This window comes from Bacteroides sp. ET336, from assembly GCF_024733815.1.
Lineage (GTDB): Bacteria > Bacteroidota > Bacteroidia > Bacteroidales > Bacteroidaceae > Phocaeicola > Phocaeicola cellulolyticus.
In genome coordinates, this window is the sequence record NZ_JANRHK010000004.1 from 130,723 (window position 1) to 148,806 (window position 18,084).

The 18,084-nt window shown below is 40.4% G+C and carries 15 protein-coding genes and 5 tRNA genes; 2 read left to right on the forward strand and 18 right to left on the reverse strand.

Annotated features, from left to right (window positions below):
- Positions 1–5 precede the first annotated feature (5 nt).
- The 17 genes from rpoC to rpsU form a co-directional block, all read right to left on the reverse strand.
- Complete coding sequence (gene rpoC, locus NW213_RS06215; RefSeq protein WP_204390635.1) at positions 6–4,292, reverse strand: DNA-directed RNA polymerase subunit beta'; 4,287 nt, start codon at positions 4,290–4,292, stop codon at positions 6–8.
- Between the two features lie 20 nt (positions 4,293–4,312).
- On the reverse strand, positions 4,313–8,125 hold the full coding sequence (gene rpoB / locus NW213_RS06220) for a DNA-directed RNA polymerase subunit beta (RefSeq protein WP_258322186.1): 3,813 nt from the start codon (positions 8,123–8,125) through the stop codon (positions 4,313–4,315).
- 135 nt (positions 8,126–8,260) lie between these two features.
- Positions 8,261–8,638: a 50S ribosomal protein L7/L12 gene (gene rplL / locus NW213_RS06225; protein ID WP_007567329.1), complete on the reverse strand. Its 378-nt coding sequence runs from the start codon at positions 8,636–8,638 to the stop codon at positions 8,261–8,263.
- Positions 8,639–8,716: 78 nt separating this feature from the next.
- Positions 8,717–9,232, reverse strand: coding sequence for a 50S ribosomal protein L10 (rplJ, locus tag NW213_RS06230; RefSeq protein ID WP_154043746.1), 516 nt, complete (start codon positions 9,230–9,232; stop codon positions 8,717–8,719).
- Positions 9,233–9,246: 14 nt separating this feature from the next.
- Positions 9,247–9,945 carry a 50S ribosomal protein L1 gene (gene rplA / locus NW213_RS06235; RefSeq protein WP_204390630.1) on the reverse strand — a complete coding sequence of 233 codons (699 nt, stop codon included), beginning with the start codon at positions 9,943–9,945 and terminating at the stop codon, positions 9,247–9,249.
- A 16-nt stretch (positions 9,946–9,961) separates the two neighbouring features.
- A complete protein-coding gene (rplK, locus tag NW213_RS06240; RefSeq protein ID WP_154043744.1) occupies positions 9,962–10,405 on the reverse strand; it encodes a 50S ribosomal protein L11 in 444 nt (147 codons plus the stop codon).
- Between the two features lie 59 nt (positions 10,406–10,464).
- On the reverse strand, positions 10,465–11,007 hold the full coding sequence (gene nusG / locus NW213_RS06245) for a transcription termination/antitermination protein NusG (RefSeq protein ID WP_235340432.1): 543 nt from the start codon (positions 11,005–11,007) through the stop codon (positions 10,465–10,467).
- 12 nt (positions 11,008–11,019) lie between these two features.
- Positions 11,020–11,214 carry a preprotein translocase subunit SecE gene (gene secE, locus NW213_RS06250; protein ID WP_204390628.1) on the reverse strand — a complete coding sequence of 65 codons (195 nt, stop codon included), beginning with the start codon at positions 11,212–11,214 and terminating at the stop codon, positions 11,020–11,022.
- A gap of 16 nt (positions 11,215–11,230) precedes the next feature.
- Positions 11,231–11,303: transfer RNA gene (locus NW213_RS06255), tRNA-Trp, on the reverse strand.
- A 59-nt stretch (positions 11,304–11,362) separates the two neighbouring features.
- Positions 11,363–12,547 carry an elongation factor Tu gene (gene tuf / locus NW213_RS06260; protein ID WP_154043741.1) on the reverse strand — a complete coding sequence of 395 codons (1,185 nt, stop codon included), beginning with the start codon at positions 12,545–12,547 and terminating at the stop codon, positions 11,363–11,365.
- A gap of 51 nt (positions 12,548–12,598) precedes the next feature.
- Positions 12,599–12,670: transfer RNA gene (locus tag NW213_RS06265), tRNA-Thr, on the reverse strand.
- A 23-nt stretch (positions 12,671–12,693) separates the two neighbouring features.
- Positions 12,694–12,766 (reverse strand) — tRNA-Gly (locus tag NW213_RS06270).
- An 11-nt stretch (positions 12,767–12,777) separates the two neighbouring features.
- A tRNA-Tyr gene (locus NW213_RS06275) sits at positions 12,778–12,860 on the reverse strand.
- An 8-nt stretch (positions 12,861–12,868) separates the two neighbouring features.
- Positions 12,869–12,942 (reverse strand) — tRNA-Thr (locus NW213_RS06280).
- Positions 12,943–13,034: 92 nt separating this feature from the next.
- Positions 13,035–13,334, reverse strand: coding sequence for a ribosome hibernation-promoting factor, HPF/YfiA family (hpf, locus tag NW213_RS06285; protein ID WP_154043740.1), 300 nt, complete (start codon positions 13,332–13,334; stop codon positions 13,035–13,037).
- A 16-nt stretch (positions 13,335–13,350) separates the two neighbouring features.
- The gene (locus NW213_RS06290; RefSeq protein ID WP_258322187.1) at positions 13,351–14,232 is read right to left on the reverse strand and encodes a tyrosine-type recombinase/integrase; all 882 of its coding nucleotides are present in this window, start codon (positions 14,230–14,232) and stop codon (positions 13,351–13,353) included.
- A gap of 75 nt (positions 14,233–14,307) precedes the next feature.
- A complete protein-coding gene (gene rpsU / locus NW213_RS06295; protein ID WP_154043738.1) occupies positions 14,308–14,499 on the reverse strand; it encodes a 30S ribosomal protein S21 in 192 nt (63 codons plus the stop codon).
- Positions 14,500–14,669: 170 nt separating this feature from the next.
- On the opposite strand from rpsU, the gene NW213_RS06300 reads away from it, so the two are divergent.
- The gene (locus NW213_RS06300; RefSeq protein WP_258322188.1) at positions 14,670–16,448 is read left to right on the forward strand and encodes an aminopeptidase P family protein; all 1,779 of its coding nucleotides are present in this window, start codon (positions 14,670–14,672) and stop codon (positions 16,446–16,448) included.
- Between the two features lie 248 nt (positions 16,449–16,696).
- Here NW213_RS06300 and NW213_RS06305 read toward each other — a convergent pair whose 3' ends face one another.
- Positions 16,697–17,479, reverse strand: coding sequence for a 4Fe-4S binding protein (locus NW213_RS06305; protein ID WP_258322189.1), 783 nt, complete (start codon positions 17,477–17,479; stop codon positions 16,697–16,699).
- Between the two features lie 142 nt (positions 17,480–17,621).
- On the opposite strand from NW213_RS06305, the gene NW213_RS06310 reads away from it, so the two are divergent.
- The gene (locus NW213_RS06310) at positions 17,622–18,062 is read left to right on the forward strand and encodes a MobC family plasmid mobilization relaxosome protein (protein ID WP_258322190.1); all 441 of its coding nucleotides are present in this window, start codon (positions 17,622–17,624) and stop codon (positions 18,060–18,062) included.
- Positions 18,063–18,084 lie beyond the last annotated feature (22 nt).

The window sequence follows — 18,084 nt, forward strand, 5'->3', positions numbered from 1 at the left end:
ATAGATTATTCTACATCATTATAGTCCAATATATTCTTTTTATTAGCAAGGATTCTATCGTATTCGTCTTTAGAACCTACCACAATCTTTTCGAATTCACGCTGTCCGGTACCTGCAGGAATCAAATGACCACAGATCACATTTTCCTTCATACCTTCCAGACGGTCAACCTTACCGTTTATTGCAGCTTCATTAAGCACCTTAGTAGTTTCCTGGAAGGAAGCAGCCGACATAAAGCTTGAAGTCTGAAGAGCTGCTCTAGTGATACCCTGAAGTATCTGAGTTGATGTAGCAGGAATAGCATCACGAACTTCAACCAGTTTGAGGTCACGACGTTTCAACAAGCTGTTTTCATCTCTCAACTTACGAGCTGTTACTATCTGACCCGGTTTAAGGTTCTGAGAATCTCCCGCACTCACTACAACTTTCTTACCCCAGATTCTATCATTTTCTTCGTTAAACTCTTGGCGGTCAACCACCTGAAGTTCAAGGAATCTTGTATCACCCGGTTCGTCAATCTGTACCTTACGCATCATCTGACGTACGATAATTTCGAAGTGCTTATCGTTGATCTTCACACCCTGCAGACGGTAAACATCCTGGATTTCGTTAACGATATATTCCTGTACAGCTGTAGGACCCTTAATAGCAAGGATATCAGCTGGAGTAATAGCACCATCAGACAATGGAGTACCGGCACGTACATAGTCGTTTTCCTGTACAAGAATCTGCTTAGACAATGCTACCAGATACTTACGTACTTCACCTGTCTTGGATGTCACGATGATTTCACGGTTACCACGTTTGATCTTACCCATTGTGATTTCACCGTCAATTTCTGATACCACAGCAGGGTTAGATGGGTTACGAGCCTCAAACAACTCTGTTACACGTGGAAGACCACCGGTGATATCACCAGCCTTACCTACCGCACGTGGAATCTTAACAAGAATGTCACCGGCCTTAACGTTTTCCTTATCCTCTACTACTACGTGACCACCTACAGGCAAGTTGTATGTACGCAGGATACCACCGTTTTCGTCAAGTATATGCAATGATGGGATCTTGTTCTTATCCTTAGACTCAGTAATGATGATTTCACGCAAACCGGTTGCTTCATCAGATTCAACCTTATAAGTTACGTTCTCGATTACTGATTCAAAGTCTATCTTACCACCAACTTCAGTTACGATTACAGCGTTGAATGGGTCCCATTTTGCAATAAGTTTACCCTGTTCAACAATTTCACCGTCTGCTGCATAAAGTTTAGAACCGTAAGGTACGTTGTGAGTTGACAATATGATACCAGTATTGATATCAACGAAACGAACTTCAGCCAAACGTCCTACAACAATCTTAACTGGTTCGCCTGTTTCTTCAACAGCATCAACAGTACGCAATTCTTCAAATTCCAGACGAGCAGGGTTCTTGGCAACGATAGATGCATTAGCAGCCATGTTACCGGCGATACCTCCGGCGTGGAATGTACGAAGAGTAAGCTGTGTACCCGGTTCACCGATTGACTGTGCAGCGATGACACCCACAGCCTCACCTTTCTGAACCATCTTACTTGAAGCAAGGTTACGTCCGTAACATTTAGCACAAACGCCCTTCTTAGACTCACAAGTAAGCACAGAACGGATTTCTACGCTTTCGATAGGTGATTTTTCTATTTCTTCAGCTATTGCTTCTGTTATTTCCTCACCGGCAGCAACAATAAGCTCACCAGTTGTAGGATGTATAATGTCGTGTACAGAAACACGTCCCAAAATACGTTCATAAAGTGTAGCAATAACTTCATCGTTATTCTTCAATGCTGTACAAACAAGTCCGCGCAATGTACCACAGTCTTCTTCGTTGATAATCACATCGTGTGATACGTCAACAAGACGACGAGTCAAGTATCCGGCATCGGCAGTCTTCAACGCAGTATCGGCAAGACCCTTACGAGCACCGTGAGTTGAAATAAAGTACTCCAACACGGAAAGACCTTCCTTAAAGTTAGAAAGGATAGGGTTTTCAATGATCTGAGCACCTTCGGCACCTGCTTTCTGAGGTTTAGCCATCAAACCACGCATACCAGACAACTGACGGATCTGTTCCTTAGAACCACGGGCACCTGAATCAAGCATCATAAATACTGAGTTGAATCCCTGGTCGTCGTTCTTGATAGTCTTGTACAGAATATCAGACAAGTCACTGTTAACGTGTGTCCAAGTATCAATTACCTGGTTGTAACGTTCATTGTCAGTAATGAATCCCATGTTATAGTTCATCATAATCTGTTCAATTTCTTCGTTACCACGTCTTACCAGTTCTTCTTTTTCCTTCGGTATAATGATATCACCAAGGTTGAACGACAGACCACCTTCGAATGCCATCTTATAACCAAGGTTCTTGATACCGTCAAGGAATTCACAAGCACGTGCAACACCCACAGCCTTGATTACATCGCTGATGATGTCACGCAATGACTTCTTAGATATGATTGTATTAAGGTAACCACATTCGTCAGGAACGATTTCATTTACGATTACACGTCCTACAGAAGTTTCCTTAATCATCTTCTTGACTATATTTCCGTTTTCATCCAAGTCATTAGCTACAACGCTAACTATTGCATGAATATCTACTTTACCTTCATTGTATGCGATAAGAGCTTCTTCAGGTCCGTAGAATATAAGTCCTTCACCTTTTGCACCCTTACGCAACTTAGTAATATAGTAAAGACCAAGAACCATATCCTGTGCAGGCACAGTGATAGGCGCACCGTTTGCAGGGTTAAGGATGTTGTGTGACTGCAACATCAACATCTGAGCTTCCAGAATAGCTTCATTGCTCAAAGGCAAGTGAACGGCCATCTGGTCACCGTCGAAGTCGGCGTTGAACGCAGTACATGCCAATGGATGCAACTGGATAGCCTTACCTTCGATCATCTTAGGCTGGAATGCCTGGATACCCAAACGGTGAAGTGTCGGCGCACGGTTCAGCAATACCGGATGTCCTTTCATTACATGTTCAAGGATATCCCAAATAACAGCTTCCTTGCGGTCAACTATCTTCTTCGCTGATTTTACAGTCTTGACGATACCTCTTTCAATAAGTTTTCTGATGATAAATGGTTTGTAAAGTTCGGCAGCCATCAACTTAGGAATACCGCACTCACCCATCTTCAATTCAGGACCAACGACGATTACCGAACGTGCAGAGTAGTCAACACGCTTACCCAACAAGTTCTGACGGAAACGTCCCTGCTTACCTTTCAAGCTGTCAGAAAGAGATTTCAAAGGACGGTTAGCGTCTGTCTTAACCGCGCTAGCTTTACGAGAGTTATCGAACAATGAGTCAACAGCTTCCTGAAGCATACGCTTTTCATTACGCAAGATTACGTCCGGAGCCTTGATTTCAATAAGTCTCTTCAGACGGTTGTTACGTATGATTACACGACGATACAAATCATTCAAGTCAGAAGTCGCGAAACGACCACCGTCCAATGGAACAAGCGGACGCAATTCTGGCGGAATAACAGGTACGTTCTTGATGATCATCCATTCCGGTTTGTTTCTTCCCTTAGAAGCACGGAACGATTCAACAACCTGCAAACGTTTCAAAGCCTCATTTTTACGCTGCTGAGATGAATCATTGTTAGCCTTATGACGAAGCTCGTATGAAAGAGCGTCAAGATCCAATCCTGCAAGAAGATCGTAGATTGCTTCAGCACCCATCTTAGCGATGAACTTGTTAGGGTCACTATCGTCAAGGAACTGGTTTTCCTTAGGAAGTGATTCCATGATATCAAGATATTCGCCTTCTTCAAGCAAATCATACTTGCTCAATCCGTCTTCAGCCTTAATACCCGGTTGTATAACGACATAGCGTTCATAATAAATGATTGCATCAAGCTTCTTTGTAGGCAAGCCGAGCAGATAACCGATTTTATTAGGCAATGAACGGAAGTACCAGATATGAGCAACCGGTACAACAAGCTGTATATGTCCACTACGTTCACGGCGTACTTTCTTTTCTGTTACTTCAACACCACAACGGTCGCAGACAATACCTTTATATCTAATACGTTTGTATTTACCACAGTGACATTCGTAATCCTTTACCGGACCGAATATACGCTCGCAGAACAAGCCATCACGTTCAGGCTTATAGGTACGGTAGTTAATGGTTTCTGGTTTCAGAACCTCACCGTAAGAGTTTTCAAGAATCTCTTCTGGTGAAGCCAAACCAATAGTAATCTTAGAGAAATTACTTTTTATTTTAGTATCTTTTCTAAAAGCCATACTTAAATTTGTTTTTTTGTTTATTCCATTGTTATGCTCAAGCACAGACCTCTCAATTCATGAAGCAATACGTTCAGTGACTCTGGTATGCCCGGTGTAGGCATTGGTTCACCCTTGACAATAGCTTCATAAGCCTTAGAACGTCCTACAACGTCGTCTGACTTGATTGTCAGAATTTCCTGAAGAATGTGAGCTGCACCGAATGCCTCGATAGCCCAAACCTCCATTTCTCCGAAACGCTGACCACCGAACTGAGCTTTACCACCAAGTGGCTGCTGCGTAATCAACGAATATGGACCGATTGAACGAGCATGCATCTTGTCTTCAACCATGTGACCAAGTTTAAGCATGTAAGTTACACCAACTGTTGCCGGCTGGTCAAACTGTTCACCAGTACCACCATCATACAAATAAGTCTTGCAATAACGTGGCAAACCTGCCTTGTCTGTCCATTTATCAAGATCCTCAAGTGTTGCACCATCGAAGATTGGTGTTGCAAATTTGAGTCCAAGTTCTTTACCCGCACGTCCTAACACAGCTTCGAATATCTGTCCGATGTTCATACGTGAAGGCACACCCAATGGGTTCAATACTATATCTACCGGAGTACCGTCAGCCAAGAATGGCATATCTTCCTGTCTAACAACTCTTGATACAATACCCTTGTTACCGTGACGACCGGCCATCTTATCACCGACACCGATCTTACGCTTCTTGGCAATGTAAACTTTAGCCATTTGCATAATACCTGATGGCAACTCATCACCAATAGTAAGAGCGAATTTCTTACGCTTCAATTCAGCATCATATTCCTTATACTTCTTGATGAAGTTCATAATCAATGAGCGTATCATGCCATTCTTATGTTCATCAGAAGTCCATGAGCTGAGCTGGATAACAGTATAATCAAGAATTTCAAGATCACGTTTGTTGAATTTAGCACCCTTAGCAATAACTTCTGTTCCCAGATAATCTTTTACACCCTGAGAAACGAGGTTATTAGTAAGAACCATCAATTTTTCAACAAGTATATCTTTAAGTTTTGCTACTTTTTCTTCAAACTCCTCATTCAGTTTAGGCAAGATAAGTTTATCTGCATTCTTTTCACTGCGAGTCTTGACTACACGTGAATACAGTTTCTTATCTATTACCACACCTCTCAATGATGGTGAAGCCTTCAGAGAAGCATCCTTAACGTCACCGGCCTTATCACCGAAGATTGCACGCAACAGTTTTTCTTCAGGAGAAGGATCAGATTCACCCTTTGGAGTAATCTTACCGATAAGTATATCTCCCGGTTCGATACGTGCACCTATACGTACGATACCTGTCTCATCAAGGTCTTTAGTTGCTTCTTCGCTTACGTTAGGAATATCTGCAGTAAGCTCTTCCATACCACGTTTTGTTTCACGCACTTCAAGGATGTATTCATCAACGTGTACAGAAGTAAGGATATCTTCTCTTACTACACGTTCGTTCAATACGATAGCATCCTCATAGTTATATCCCTTCCATGGCATGTATGCTACAAGCAGGTTCTTACCCAAAGCCAACTCTCCGTTTGCTGTTGAATAACCTTCTGTCAGGATATCACCCTTCTTCACGCGCTGACCTTTTGAGCAGATAGGACGCAAGTCGATAGTCATGCTCTGGTTAGTTTTGCGGAACTTAGGTATTTTATATTCAACCAAAGCAGAATCGAAGCTTACAAACTCTTCATCCTCTGTACGGTCGTACAATATACGTATTGTAGTAGCATCAACAAAGTCAATAACACCATCACCTTCAGCAGCAATCTGAGTTCTTGAATCTTCGCAAAGCTGTTTTTCAATACCAGTACCTACAATAGGTGCTTCAGTACGCAACAATGGAACAGCCTGGCGCATCATGTTTGATCCCATCAACGCACGGTTAGCGTCATCATGTTCAAGGAACGGAATCAAAGAAGCTGCTATAGATGCAATCTGCTGAGGAGAAACGTCCATCAACTGTACCTGATCCGGTGTTACTACTGGATAGTCAGCGTCACGACGAGCCTTAACTTTTTCACGGATAAATGTACCATCGTCATTAAGTGGAGCATTACCCTGTGCAATTACTACATCTTCTTCCTCTTCAGCTGAAAGGTATTCGATACCTTCTGGTGACAAGTCAACTACGCCATCCTTAACTTTACGGTAAGGAGTTACGATAAATCCAAGGTCGTTGATCTTTGCATATACACACAAAGAAGAAATCAAACCGATGTTCGGACCTTCAGGAGTTTCAATAGGACACAAACGTCCGTAGTGAGTATAGTGAACGTCACGTACTTCGAATCCGGCACGGTCACGTGAAAGACCACCAGGACCAAGAGCAGAGAGACGACGCTTGTGTGTAATCTCAGCCAATGGGTTTGTCTGGTCCATGAACTGTGACAAAGCATTTGTACCGAAGAATGAATTGATAACAGACGAAATAGTCTTGGCGTTGATCAAGTCTATCGGAGTAAACACTTCATTGTCACGTACATTCATACGTTCACGAATAGTACGGCTCATACGTGCCAAAGCGATAGAGAACTGGTTTGAAAGCTGTTCTCCCACGGTACGTACACGACGGTTACTCAAGTGGTCGATATCATCAACGTCAGCCTTAGAGTTAATAAGCTCGATAAGGTATTTGATGATTTCGATAATATCTTGTTTAGTCAACACTCTAACATCCATTGATGTATCAAGTGACAACTTCTTGTTAATTCTGTAACGACCTACATCACCCAAGTCATAACGTTTTTCAGAGAAGAACAGGTTATTGATAACCTCTCTTGCGCTGGCATCATCAGCAGGGTCAGCATTTCTCAACTGTCTGTAGATGTACAATACAGCTTCCTTCTCAGAGTTAGACGGGTCTTTCTGCAGTGTATTATATATAATTGAGTAGTCAGAAGTGTTAGCGTTATCATTATGTACAAGAATGTTCTGTACTCCGGATTCAAGTATAGTATCAATATGCTCCGGTTCGATAACTGTTTCACGGTCGATAACTACTTCATTACGTTCTATAGATACAACTTCACCAGTATCTTCATCAACGAAATCTTCTGTCCAGGTTTTAAGAACACGTGCAGCAAGCTTTCTGCCTACGATTTTCTTAAGGTTCTGCTTATTAACCTTAATTTCTTCTGCCAGATTGAAGATTTCAAGAATGTCTTTATCGTTTTCAAAACCAACGGCACGTAGCAATGTTGTTACAGGCAACTTTTTCTTACGGTCGATGTATGCATACATGACATTGTTGATATCAGTAGCGAACTCAATCCATGAGCCCTTGAACGGGATAATACGTGCTGAGTACAGTTTTGTACCATTAGCATGTATGCTCTGTCCGAAGAATACACCAGGAGAACGATGTAACTGAGAAACGACAACTCGTTCTGCACCATTTATAACAAATGTACCCTTTGGTGTCATATATGGGATCGGGCCTAAGAATACATCCTGAATTACTGTATCAAAATCCTCGTGATCGGGGTCTGTACAATAAAGCTTCATTTTAGCTTTCAAAGGGACACTATATGTAAGACCTCTTTCCAGACATTCATCGATAGAATATTGTGGCGGGTCTATATAGTAATCGAGGAACTCGAGCACGAAGTTGTTGCGTGTATCTGCAATAGGGAAATTCTCAGAGAATACCTTGTAGAGTCCATCCTTCTTACGCAATTCAGGCGGTGTGTCCAGTTGCAGGAAGTCATGAAACGACTTCAATTGTACTTCCAGGAAATCCGGATACTGCATCGGATTCTTAATAGAAGCAAAATTAATTCTTTGATTTTGAGTGTTTAAAGACATCTGTAATTCAATTATGAATTAAAAATAATTATATTTTTCTGTTGTTAAGACAACGATACGCTGTGAGACGCAAAAAGGTTAAGAATCCTCAATGACGAGGACTCTTAACCGAACTACCTGATTTACAGGATAATCTTATTTAAGCTCAACTTCAGCTCCAGCTTCTTCCAATACTTTCTTCAAAGATTCAGCTTCGTCTTTAGCCAAACCTTCTTTAACTACGCTAGGAGCACCGTCAACCATGTCTTTTGCTTCTTTCAAGCCAAGACCACAAGCTTCTTTAACGGCCTTAACTACCTGCAACTTAGCAGCACCTGCGCTCTTCAAAACTACATCGAAAGATGTTTTTTCTTCAGCAGCAGCTGCACCAGCAGCAGCAGGACCAGCAGCAACAGCTACAGCTGCAGCAGCAGGTTCAATACCATATTCTTCTTTAAGGATAGTTGCAAGTTCATTAACTTCTTTTACTGTCAAGTTAACTAATTGTTCTGCAAAAGCTTTCAAATCTGCCATTTTTGTATGAATTTAATTGTTTGTTACTAAATTGAATATAAATAATTATTTTTTGTTCTTAATGGTTGAACCGCCGCATTATTCAGCACGTTCGCCCAAAGTTTTAAGAACTCCGTGAATGGTGTTACCACCAGACTGAAGAGCTGAAACAACATTCTTCGCAGGAGATTGCAACAATGCAATGATATCTGCGATAACTTCGTTCTTGCTCTTGATTGTAGCGAGTGCATCGAGTTGATCAGCACCTACATAGAAACCTTCTTCTGCATATGCAGCTTTCAATGCAGGAACTCCCTCTTTGTATTCCTTAAGTAATTTTGCAGGAACGTTTGCAGTTTCTGTAAACATTACTGAAGTTGTACCCTTCAAAGAGTCATACAATGGAGAGAAATCAACATCTAAACTCATCAATGCTTTGTGAAGCAAAGAATTCTTCACAACCATCAGCTTAATACCAGCATTAAAACATTTTCTACGAAGTTCACTTGTAGAAGCTGCATCCATTGCAGTTGTATCAACCAAGTAGAAATGTCCGTATTGCTTAACTGTATCAGCCAACTGACTTATAATTGCGCCTTTATCTTCCTTTCTCATGATTACTCCTTATTTTAAATTTCGTCCACTGATTTAGGGTCAACCTTAATACCCTTACTCATTGTACTTGAAAGATAAATACTCTTTATATAAGTACCTTTAGCTGTAGTAGGTTTCAGTTTTATGATTGTAGCGATAAATTCTTTCGCATTTTCACGGATCTGGTCAGCAGTAAATGATACTTTACCGATTGAAGTATGAACGATACCGCTCTTATCAACCTTGAAATCAATTTTACCTTGCTTAACTTCCTTAACAGCCTTAGCTACATCCATAGTTACAGTACCACTCTTAGGGTTTGGCATCAATCCACGAGGACCGAGCACACGACCCAGAGCACCGATCTTACCCATGATAGACGGCATAGTGATTATCACATCAATATCAGTCCATCCACCTTTGATCTTTTCAATATATTCATCAAGACCAACATAGTCAGCACCAGCTTCTTTTGCAGCAGCTTCAGCATCAGGTGTACACAGAACAAGCACTCTAACCTGCTTACCTGTACCATGAGGAAGAGAAACAACACCTCTTACCATCTGGTTAGCCTTACGAGGGTCAACACCTAAACGTACGTCAATATCTAATGAAGCATCAAATTTTGTAAAAGTAATTTCCTTTACCAACTGAGAAGCTTCCTTTAGTGAGTATGCTTTCCCTGCTTCAATTTTTTCTGCAGCTAACTTTTGATTTTTTGTCAGTTTACCCATTCTCAATTGAAGTTAATTAGTTATTACCCGGGAAGTCACCTTTTACAGCGATACCCATACTTCTAGCTGTTCCAGCTACCATTCTCATAGCAGCTTCAATAGTAAAGCAGTTCAAGTCAACCATCTTGTCCTGAGCGATAGTACGAATCTGATCCCAAGTCAGTTCAGCAACTTTCTTACGGTTAGGTTCAGCAGAACCGCTCTTCAATTTAGTCATTTCCAACAACTGTATTGCTACAGGAGGAGTTTTGATTACGAAATCAAAAGACTTGTCTGTGTAGTAGGTAATGATAACAGGCAATACTTTACCTGCCTTGTCCTGGGTTCTGGCGTTGAATTGCTTGCAAAATTCCATGATATTAATACCCTTAGAACCCAAAGCAGGTCCAACGGGAGGTGATGGATTTGCAGCGCCTCCTTTAATCTGTAATTTGATTAGTCCAGCAACTTCTTTAGCCATTTTTTTTAGATTTAATATAATTGAATAACGAATAGAACAACATCACGTAACAGAATGAGTTATTCCTTTTCCACATCCGTAAAGCCTAATTCCAGCGGAGTTTTACGTCCGAAGATTTTGACCATTACTTTCAACTTACGTTTTTCCGAATTTACTTCTTCAATGAGACCACTGAAACCAGTAAACGGTCCAACACAAACTTTCACTGTTTCTCCTACTGTGTACGGGATACTCAAATCCTGTTCCACTTCCTGCAATTCATCCACCGTACCTAAAATACGATTTACCTCCGATTGTCTTAGTGGCACCGGATTTTCCTGTCCACCAAGGAAGCCGATTACATTAGGGATGTTTCTCAAATAATGAGCGACCTCACCTACTAACGCAGCTTCAACCAAAACATATCCAGGAAGATAACTTCTTTCTTTCACAATTTTCTTTCCATTGCGAACCTGAACATATTTTTCGGTAGGAATCAACACCTGAGAAACGAATTCGCTAAGTCCGTTGTGCCTCAAATCAGCATCAAGATATTCTTTAACCTTAGCTTCTTTTCCGCTTACAGCACGAAGTACGTACCATTTTTTAATAATCTCAGACATCTTTTCTTATTTTTAGTGCGGATAGATAATATCTTCCATTAAAAACTGGAAAGCAGAATCCATAAGAAAAACAACCAGTGCAATGAGTAGGGAAGCAGTTAAAACAACCACTGCACTGCTAGAAAGCTCTTTACTCGTAGGCCATGTAACTTTATGGACTAGTTCGTTGTATGATTCCTTAAAATTATTAGCTATCTTTTTAAACATATCCTATCAATTTTAGCACGGGAAGAGAGGCTCGAACTCCCGACACTCGGTTTTGGAGACCGATGCTCTACCAACTGAGCTATTCCCGTAAAAATAGTTCCCGAAAATAAATCTCGGGAACTAAATATTGTTATATTATTGACTTGTATTAGTCAAGAAGTTCAGTAATCTGACCAGCACCTACTGTACGTCCACCTTCACGGATAGCGAAACGAAGACCTACGTTCAATGCTACTGGGTAGATAAGTTCAACGTTGATTGTAACGTTATCACCTGGCATTACCATTTCAACTCCTTCTGGCAATGTGATTTCACCAGTACAGTCCATAGTACGCAAGTAGAACTGAGGACGGTATTTGTTGTGGAATGGAGTGTGACGACCACCTTCTTCTTTCTTCAAGATATAAACCTCAGCTTTGAATTTAGAGTGAGCTTTAACCTGTCCTGGGTGGCAAAGGATCATACCACGTTTGATTTCATTCTTGTCGATACCACGAAGCAACAAACCTACGTTATCACCAGCTTCTCCCTGATCCAACAATTTACGGAACATTTCAACACCAGTTACAACTGATTTCTTGTCTTCACCAAGACCAAGGATTTCAACTTCGTCACCTACCTTGATAACACCAGCTTCGATACGACCTGTAGCAACTGTACCACGACCAGTGATTGAGAATACGTCTTCAACAGGCATCAAGAATGGTTTATCGATATCACGTGGAGGAAGTGGAATCCATGTATCAACTGCATCCATAAGTTCCATAATCTTTTCTTCCCACTGTGGAACACCGTTCAATGCACCAAGTGCAGAACCACGGATAATAGGAGTGTTGTCACCATCGAAATCATAGAATGAAAGCAATTCACGCATTTCCATTTCTACAAGTTCCAACATTTCTTCATCGTCAACCATATCACACTTGTTCAAGAATACAACAAGACGTGGAACGTTTACCTGACGAGCCAAAAGAATGTGTTCACGAGTCTGAGGCATAGGACCATCAGTAGCAGCAACTACGATGATAGCACCATCCATCTGAGCAGCACCAGTTACCATGTTCTTAACGTAGTCGGCGTGTCCCGGACAGTCAACGTGAGCATAGTGACGGTTAGCAGTCTGATATTCTACGTGAGAAGTGTTGATAGTGATACCTCTTTCCTTTTCTTCTGGAGCGTTATCGATAGAATCGAATGAACGCATTTCTGAAAGACCTTTCTTTGCCAATACTGTTGTGATAGCAGCAGTCAAAGTAGTTTTACCGTGGTCAACGTGACCAATTGTACCGATGTTTACATGCGGTTTCGAACGTTCAAATTTCTCTTTAGCCATAGCTTTACTTGTTATTTATTTTGATTAATAATCAGCTTTTCTATCTCAATGAGCTGTTACCGGGACTTGAACCCGGGACCTCTTCCTTACCAAGGAAGTGCTCTACCGCTGAGCTATAACAGCGATGGATTTTATCATTTAAAGAGAGCGGAAGACGGGGCTCAAACCCGCGACCCTCAGCTTGGAAGGCTAATGCTCTATCAACTGAGCTACTTCCGCATCTTCTTTTGTGGGCAAAGATGGATTCGAACCACCGAAGGCGTAAGCCAGCAGATTTACAGTCTGCCCCATTTGGCCACTCTGGTATTTGCCCTTTGTTTGAGCCTCTTGTCGGATTCGAACCAACGACCCCGAGATTACAAATCACGTGCTCTGGCCAACTGAGCTAAAGAGGCTTATTAAAAGAACTTTGCAACCGCAAAGCGGTAGTTTGCGGCTGCAAAGTTAGATATAATTTTTAAATCACAAAATAAATACTCTTATTTTTTTATTTAATTTGCTGTTTTTCTTTTGTTTTCTGCAATTGTTTCGACAAAGCATCCATACATGTATCTATAGCTTCTTCGAATGTATCGCATACTTTTTCTGCGTAAAACTCGGAATTTAGAGCCAAGATTCTAACTCCGGCTTCCTTATTCATTGCTGTTTCCGGTTTTACTACTTTTAGAGACACCTCAACTTTCTTTATATCGTCGCAAAACTTCTCGAGCTTTTCAGCTTTTTTCTGAATAAAAGCCTCCAATTTTTCTGATGCATCGAAATGAATTGATTGAATTCTTACTTCCATAAAAACCTCCTTTTCTTTACGCTCTTGGATGAGCTTGTTTATATACTTTTTTTAATTCTTCAAAAGTCGTATGAGTATATATTTCAGTAGTCGTAACACTTTCATGCCCCAACAACTCTTTTACTGCTTCCAACTCTGCATCATTATTAAGCATCGCTGTTGCAAATGAATGTCTGAGCACATGCGGACTTCTTTTTTTCAACGCAACGACTTTCGACAGGTTTTGCTTCACCAATTTATAGACCAACATCTGATAAAGCCTCTTTCCATTTTTTCTCACGAAAAAAGCTTCACAAGAGCAGCCTACAGCAATATTTCTACATCCCAAATAAGACTGTATTTCACATTTCAGATTCTCTCCAAAAGGTATCAGCCTCTGTTTATTTCGTTTTCCTGTTACTTTGATAACATTGGAAAACAAATCTATGTCAGCATCATCAAGCGAAATCAATTCGGAAAGTCGCATACCAGTTTCATAAAACATGGTCATTATAAGCTTATCACGAACACCTTCAAACGAATCATCAAAAAGATCACCATCCAAAAGTTTATCCATATCTTCCTCCCTTACAAAGGTTGGCAAAGGTTTCTTTCTTTTAGGACCTTTCACTATAGACATCGGATCGACTGTTATCATCTTTTTCTTCAAAAGATACTTATAGAAAGTTCTCAACGCACTAAGCTTACGATTTACCGAAGCCCCGGACATCCCGCTTTCCATGAGTTTCACAACCCATCCTCGTACTATGTCAGAATCAACGTTTTCAAGTTTCAACTCGCTGTCTAATCCATTCAAATACCCTTGAAATTCCTTCAAGTCTATTCCATAAGAAACAATTGTCTTCTCAGAATAGTTGCGTTCATACCTTAGGTAATGAAGAAAAGACTCTACTGTCATAGAAACATTGCATTATTAATTCAGCAACGAATATATGAAAAAGAATTCAATAATTCAAAGAACTTTGCGAAATTATTATTCTTCTACCTGATGTAATTTCTGAACGTAAATAGCACGTTCCATTTTCAATCTTTTCAAAACAGACGGTTTATCAAACTGCTGTCTGCTTCTAAGTTCTTTTACAACACCTGTTTTTTCAAATTTTCTCTTAAATTTTTTCAGCGCTTTTTCAATGTTTTCGCCTTCTTTTACTGGAACTACGATCATGTTTTTAAAAAATTAATTATGTTGTTGTTAAATATTTTTCCGCAGTCAAAATTGCGGTGCAAAATTACACATACTTTCTTAATATACAAAACTTTCCACGCTTTTTTTCCACAAAACACATAAATAGCACTATCTTTGTAAATCAAATAATTACTAAAACCAATATACTAATGAAAGATATAATTATCGGAAGGATAGCCTCATTAAGGCAATTCATGAAAAGAAATGACTTATCAGCATATATAACATTCAGTACAGACCCACATTCAGGCGAATACGTGCCTGCACACTGGGAGTCTCGAAAATGGATAACAGGATTCACCGGTTCCGCGGGAACAGCAGTTATAACAAAAGACGGCGGAGGCTTATGGACTGATTCAAGATATTTTCTACAGGCTGAAGAACAGCTTGCCGGAAGCGGACTTAAATTGTTCAAGGAACGTATAGCCGGTACTCCGTCAATAAGCGAATGGTTATGCAGTGTTCTGAAAGAGGGAGATAAAGTCGGTTTTGACGGTTATACGACATCAGTAAGCGTTATAAAAGATTTGGAAGAAAATCTAGCAACCCAAGGGATAAGACTGGTCATGACAGAAGACCCGTATAAACTGATATGGAACAACAGGCCTGAAATACCAACACACAAACCGTTCATTCTAGACGAAAAGTTTTCCGGCGAAAACACAGACGTCAAACTTTCAAGAATCAGGAGCAAGCTTTCATTAAAAGAAAATGAAGCTGTACTCTTATCTTCGCTTGACGAGATTGCATGGACACTAAATATGCGTGGCAATGACATACATTGCAACCCTCTTTTTGTGTCATATCTGCTCATATTAAAAGATTATGCCGTATTATATATAAATAAGGAGAAACTGTCGGAGGATGTCGAAGCTTACTTAACATCGTACAATATAACCATCAAAGCCTATGAAGAGATAGAAAGCGATATAATGTCATGCCATAACTATAACATATGGATGTCGCCAACAATAAATTTTGCAATATATAATGCAGCAATAAGACAAAACACTGTAAACCTTACCAATTCGCCTGTATGCGAATTCAAATCGATAAAAAACAAGACTGAAATATCCGGCTTCCACAATGCAATGATACGCGACGGTATAGCTATGTTAAGGTTCCTAATGTGGCTGGACAAATCCGTAAAAAACGGCGACCAGACAGAAACAAGCATAGACAAGCAGCTATACAAATACCGTTCTGAAATGGAACACTTCCAGGGAATCAGTTTTGACACAATTGCCGGCTATCAGGAACATGGAGCAATAGTACATTACGAGGCTACTGAAGAATCCGCTTCAACTCTCAAACCGGAAGGCCTTCTACTCCTTGACAGCGGCGCACAATATCTGGACGGTACTACCGACATAACACGTACCATACCGCTAGGAGCTATATCAGACGCCCAGAAGAAAGACTATACTTTAGTCCTAAAAGGATTTATTCAGCTTGCAATGGCAGAATTTCCTGACGGAACATGCGGAACTCAGCTTGACGTACTGGCAAGAATTGCAATGTGGAAAGAAGGAGTTAACTACGGCCATGGAACAGGACACGGAGTGGGACATTTCCTGAACGTCCATGAAGGACCGCATCAGATAAGAATGAACAATGTACCAACCATATTAAAACCGGGAATGACAATTACAAATGAACCGGGAATATACAGAAGCGGACAATATGGAATACGCACAGAAAACACAATGCTTATAGTACCGGGGAAAGAGACAGAATTCGGAACATTCTATAAGTTCGAACAACTTACACTGTGCCCTATATCCAAAGATCCGATAATAAAAGAAATGTTGTCACACGAGGAAATCTTATGGCTGAACAATTACCATGCAACGGTTTACGAAAAACTTTCGCCATACCTCACAAATGAAGAAAATACCTGGCTCAAAACAATGACCTCTCCTATTTAGTAGGTAAGAAAAATTTACAAGAATACAAGTAAAACAAATCGTAAAAAACATGCGCACGTTTTAGGTAAAATGGACGCACATTTAAAGTTGAATGGACGCACGTTTAAAGTTGAATGTGCGCACGCTTTGAAAATTACATTTTAGGACCTAAAAAACGGATAAAAGAAAGGAACTATTAAGACAAAAAAAAGAACGTGGAACCTATTGCGACCACGTTCTTTTCCACAATATCACTTACACTATTAGATTCAAAAATAGAACTCAGGATTTTTCCTTTCCCTGAAGTTATCATACAAGAATTTGGTAAACGGTGTATCAAATATTCTTGCTCCTTGAGGACACACTTTAACACACGCACAGCATAATGTACATTTATAAATATCTGTACATACATTTCCCGATGCGTCCAAAGATATAGCATGAGTCGGACAAGAAGAAACACACAATCCACACGAGCAACAATCTTCCGTACTTATTGGAGCGGCAGGCTGTTTAGGTTTTACTTCCTTATATGGATAATTTCCCGGCACAAACAAATCCCCAAAATCAGGAACTGTTGTTATTTTATCCATAACCTCTTTTCCAAAATGCTCGGCCATACCCAAATCATAGAAATCAGGTCTTCCGGCTGCAACAGGCATATTCTCTCTACTGAAACTATGTTCGCCTATGAATGAAGCAGCAGCCGATACACGGAATCCTCTATTGGTCATCTCGTTTTTCAGCTCAAGCAACGCATCATCATAATGTCTGTTTCCATACACCACCACTACTACACACATAGCTCCGTTCCCATTCAATGTACCTAAACGCTCAAAAAATATTGAAGGGATACGACCTCCGTAAACGGGTGACACGAAAACCGTAAGAGAATCATTCGGGAAACTTTTTATATTATTATTATCCAACGTAATATCCGATTCGGTCAGATTGTTCACCTTCAATCCATCACCTACGGCACGAGCTATTTTTCTTGACGTTCCGGTTGGTGAATAATAAATCAGATTTACGGAATTTATAATACTGTTCATAAACTTATATTTTGAAGATTACCTTATTTGGGTTACAAAAATAAGCAAATAAGTGTAACCAAATAATAATATTATAAGTTTTTTATAAGAAACTTGAGAGAAAAAAATAATAGATTTTAATTACAATAGCGAAAACGATAGGATGCAAGTCAACCTCAATCAGATTGCAAGGTTGGCTAACATACACGGCCTACCTTTTGTAAAGGATGTCATCCGTGAATACATCAACCGTACCAACGACTATTTCAAGACTGGCACATGGCATGAAATGGATTTGTCGGCCTATGAAACCGAACAGAAACAGCGAGAACAACTTGTTGCAAAAGTACGTGAGCTTCAAGAGAAGAATATGGAATTACAGAAAGTGGCGACTAACTATTATCTTTATACCGCCGAGGGTGAACGCCTTTTCTGCGAGCGGCATAACTGCCGTATTTATCCCGACAACCGAGGCATCTACTGGCATTTCAAGGTTGCCGACTATCCGGCTTATATACTTCCGACTGAAATCAGTCGGGCATATCTAAGTCATGAGATTTCGATACGGGATGTGTATGTGCATTGGCATAAGAATGACCGATGATAAATTGGTAAAAAATGATAGG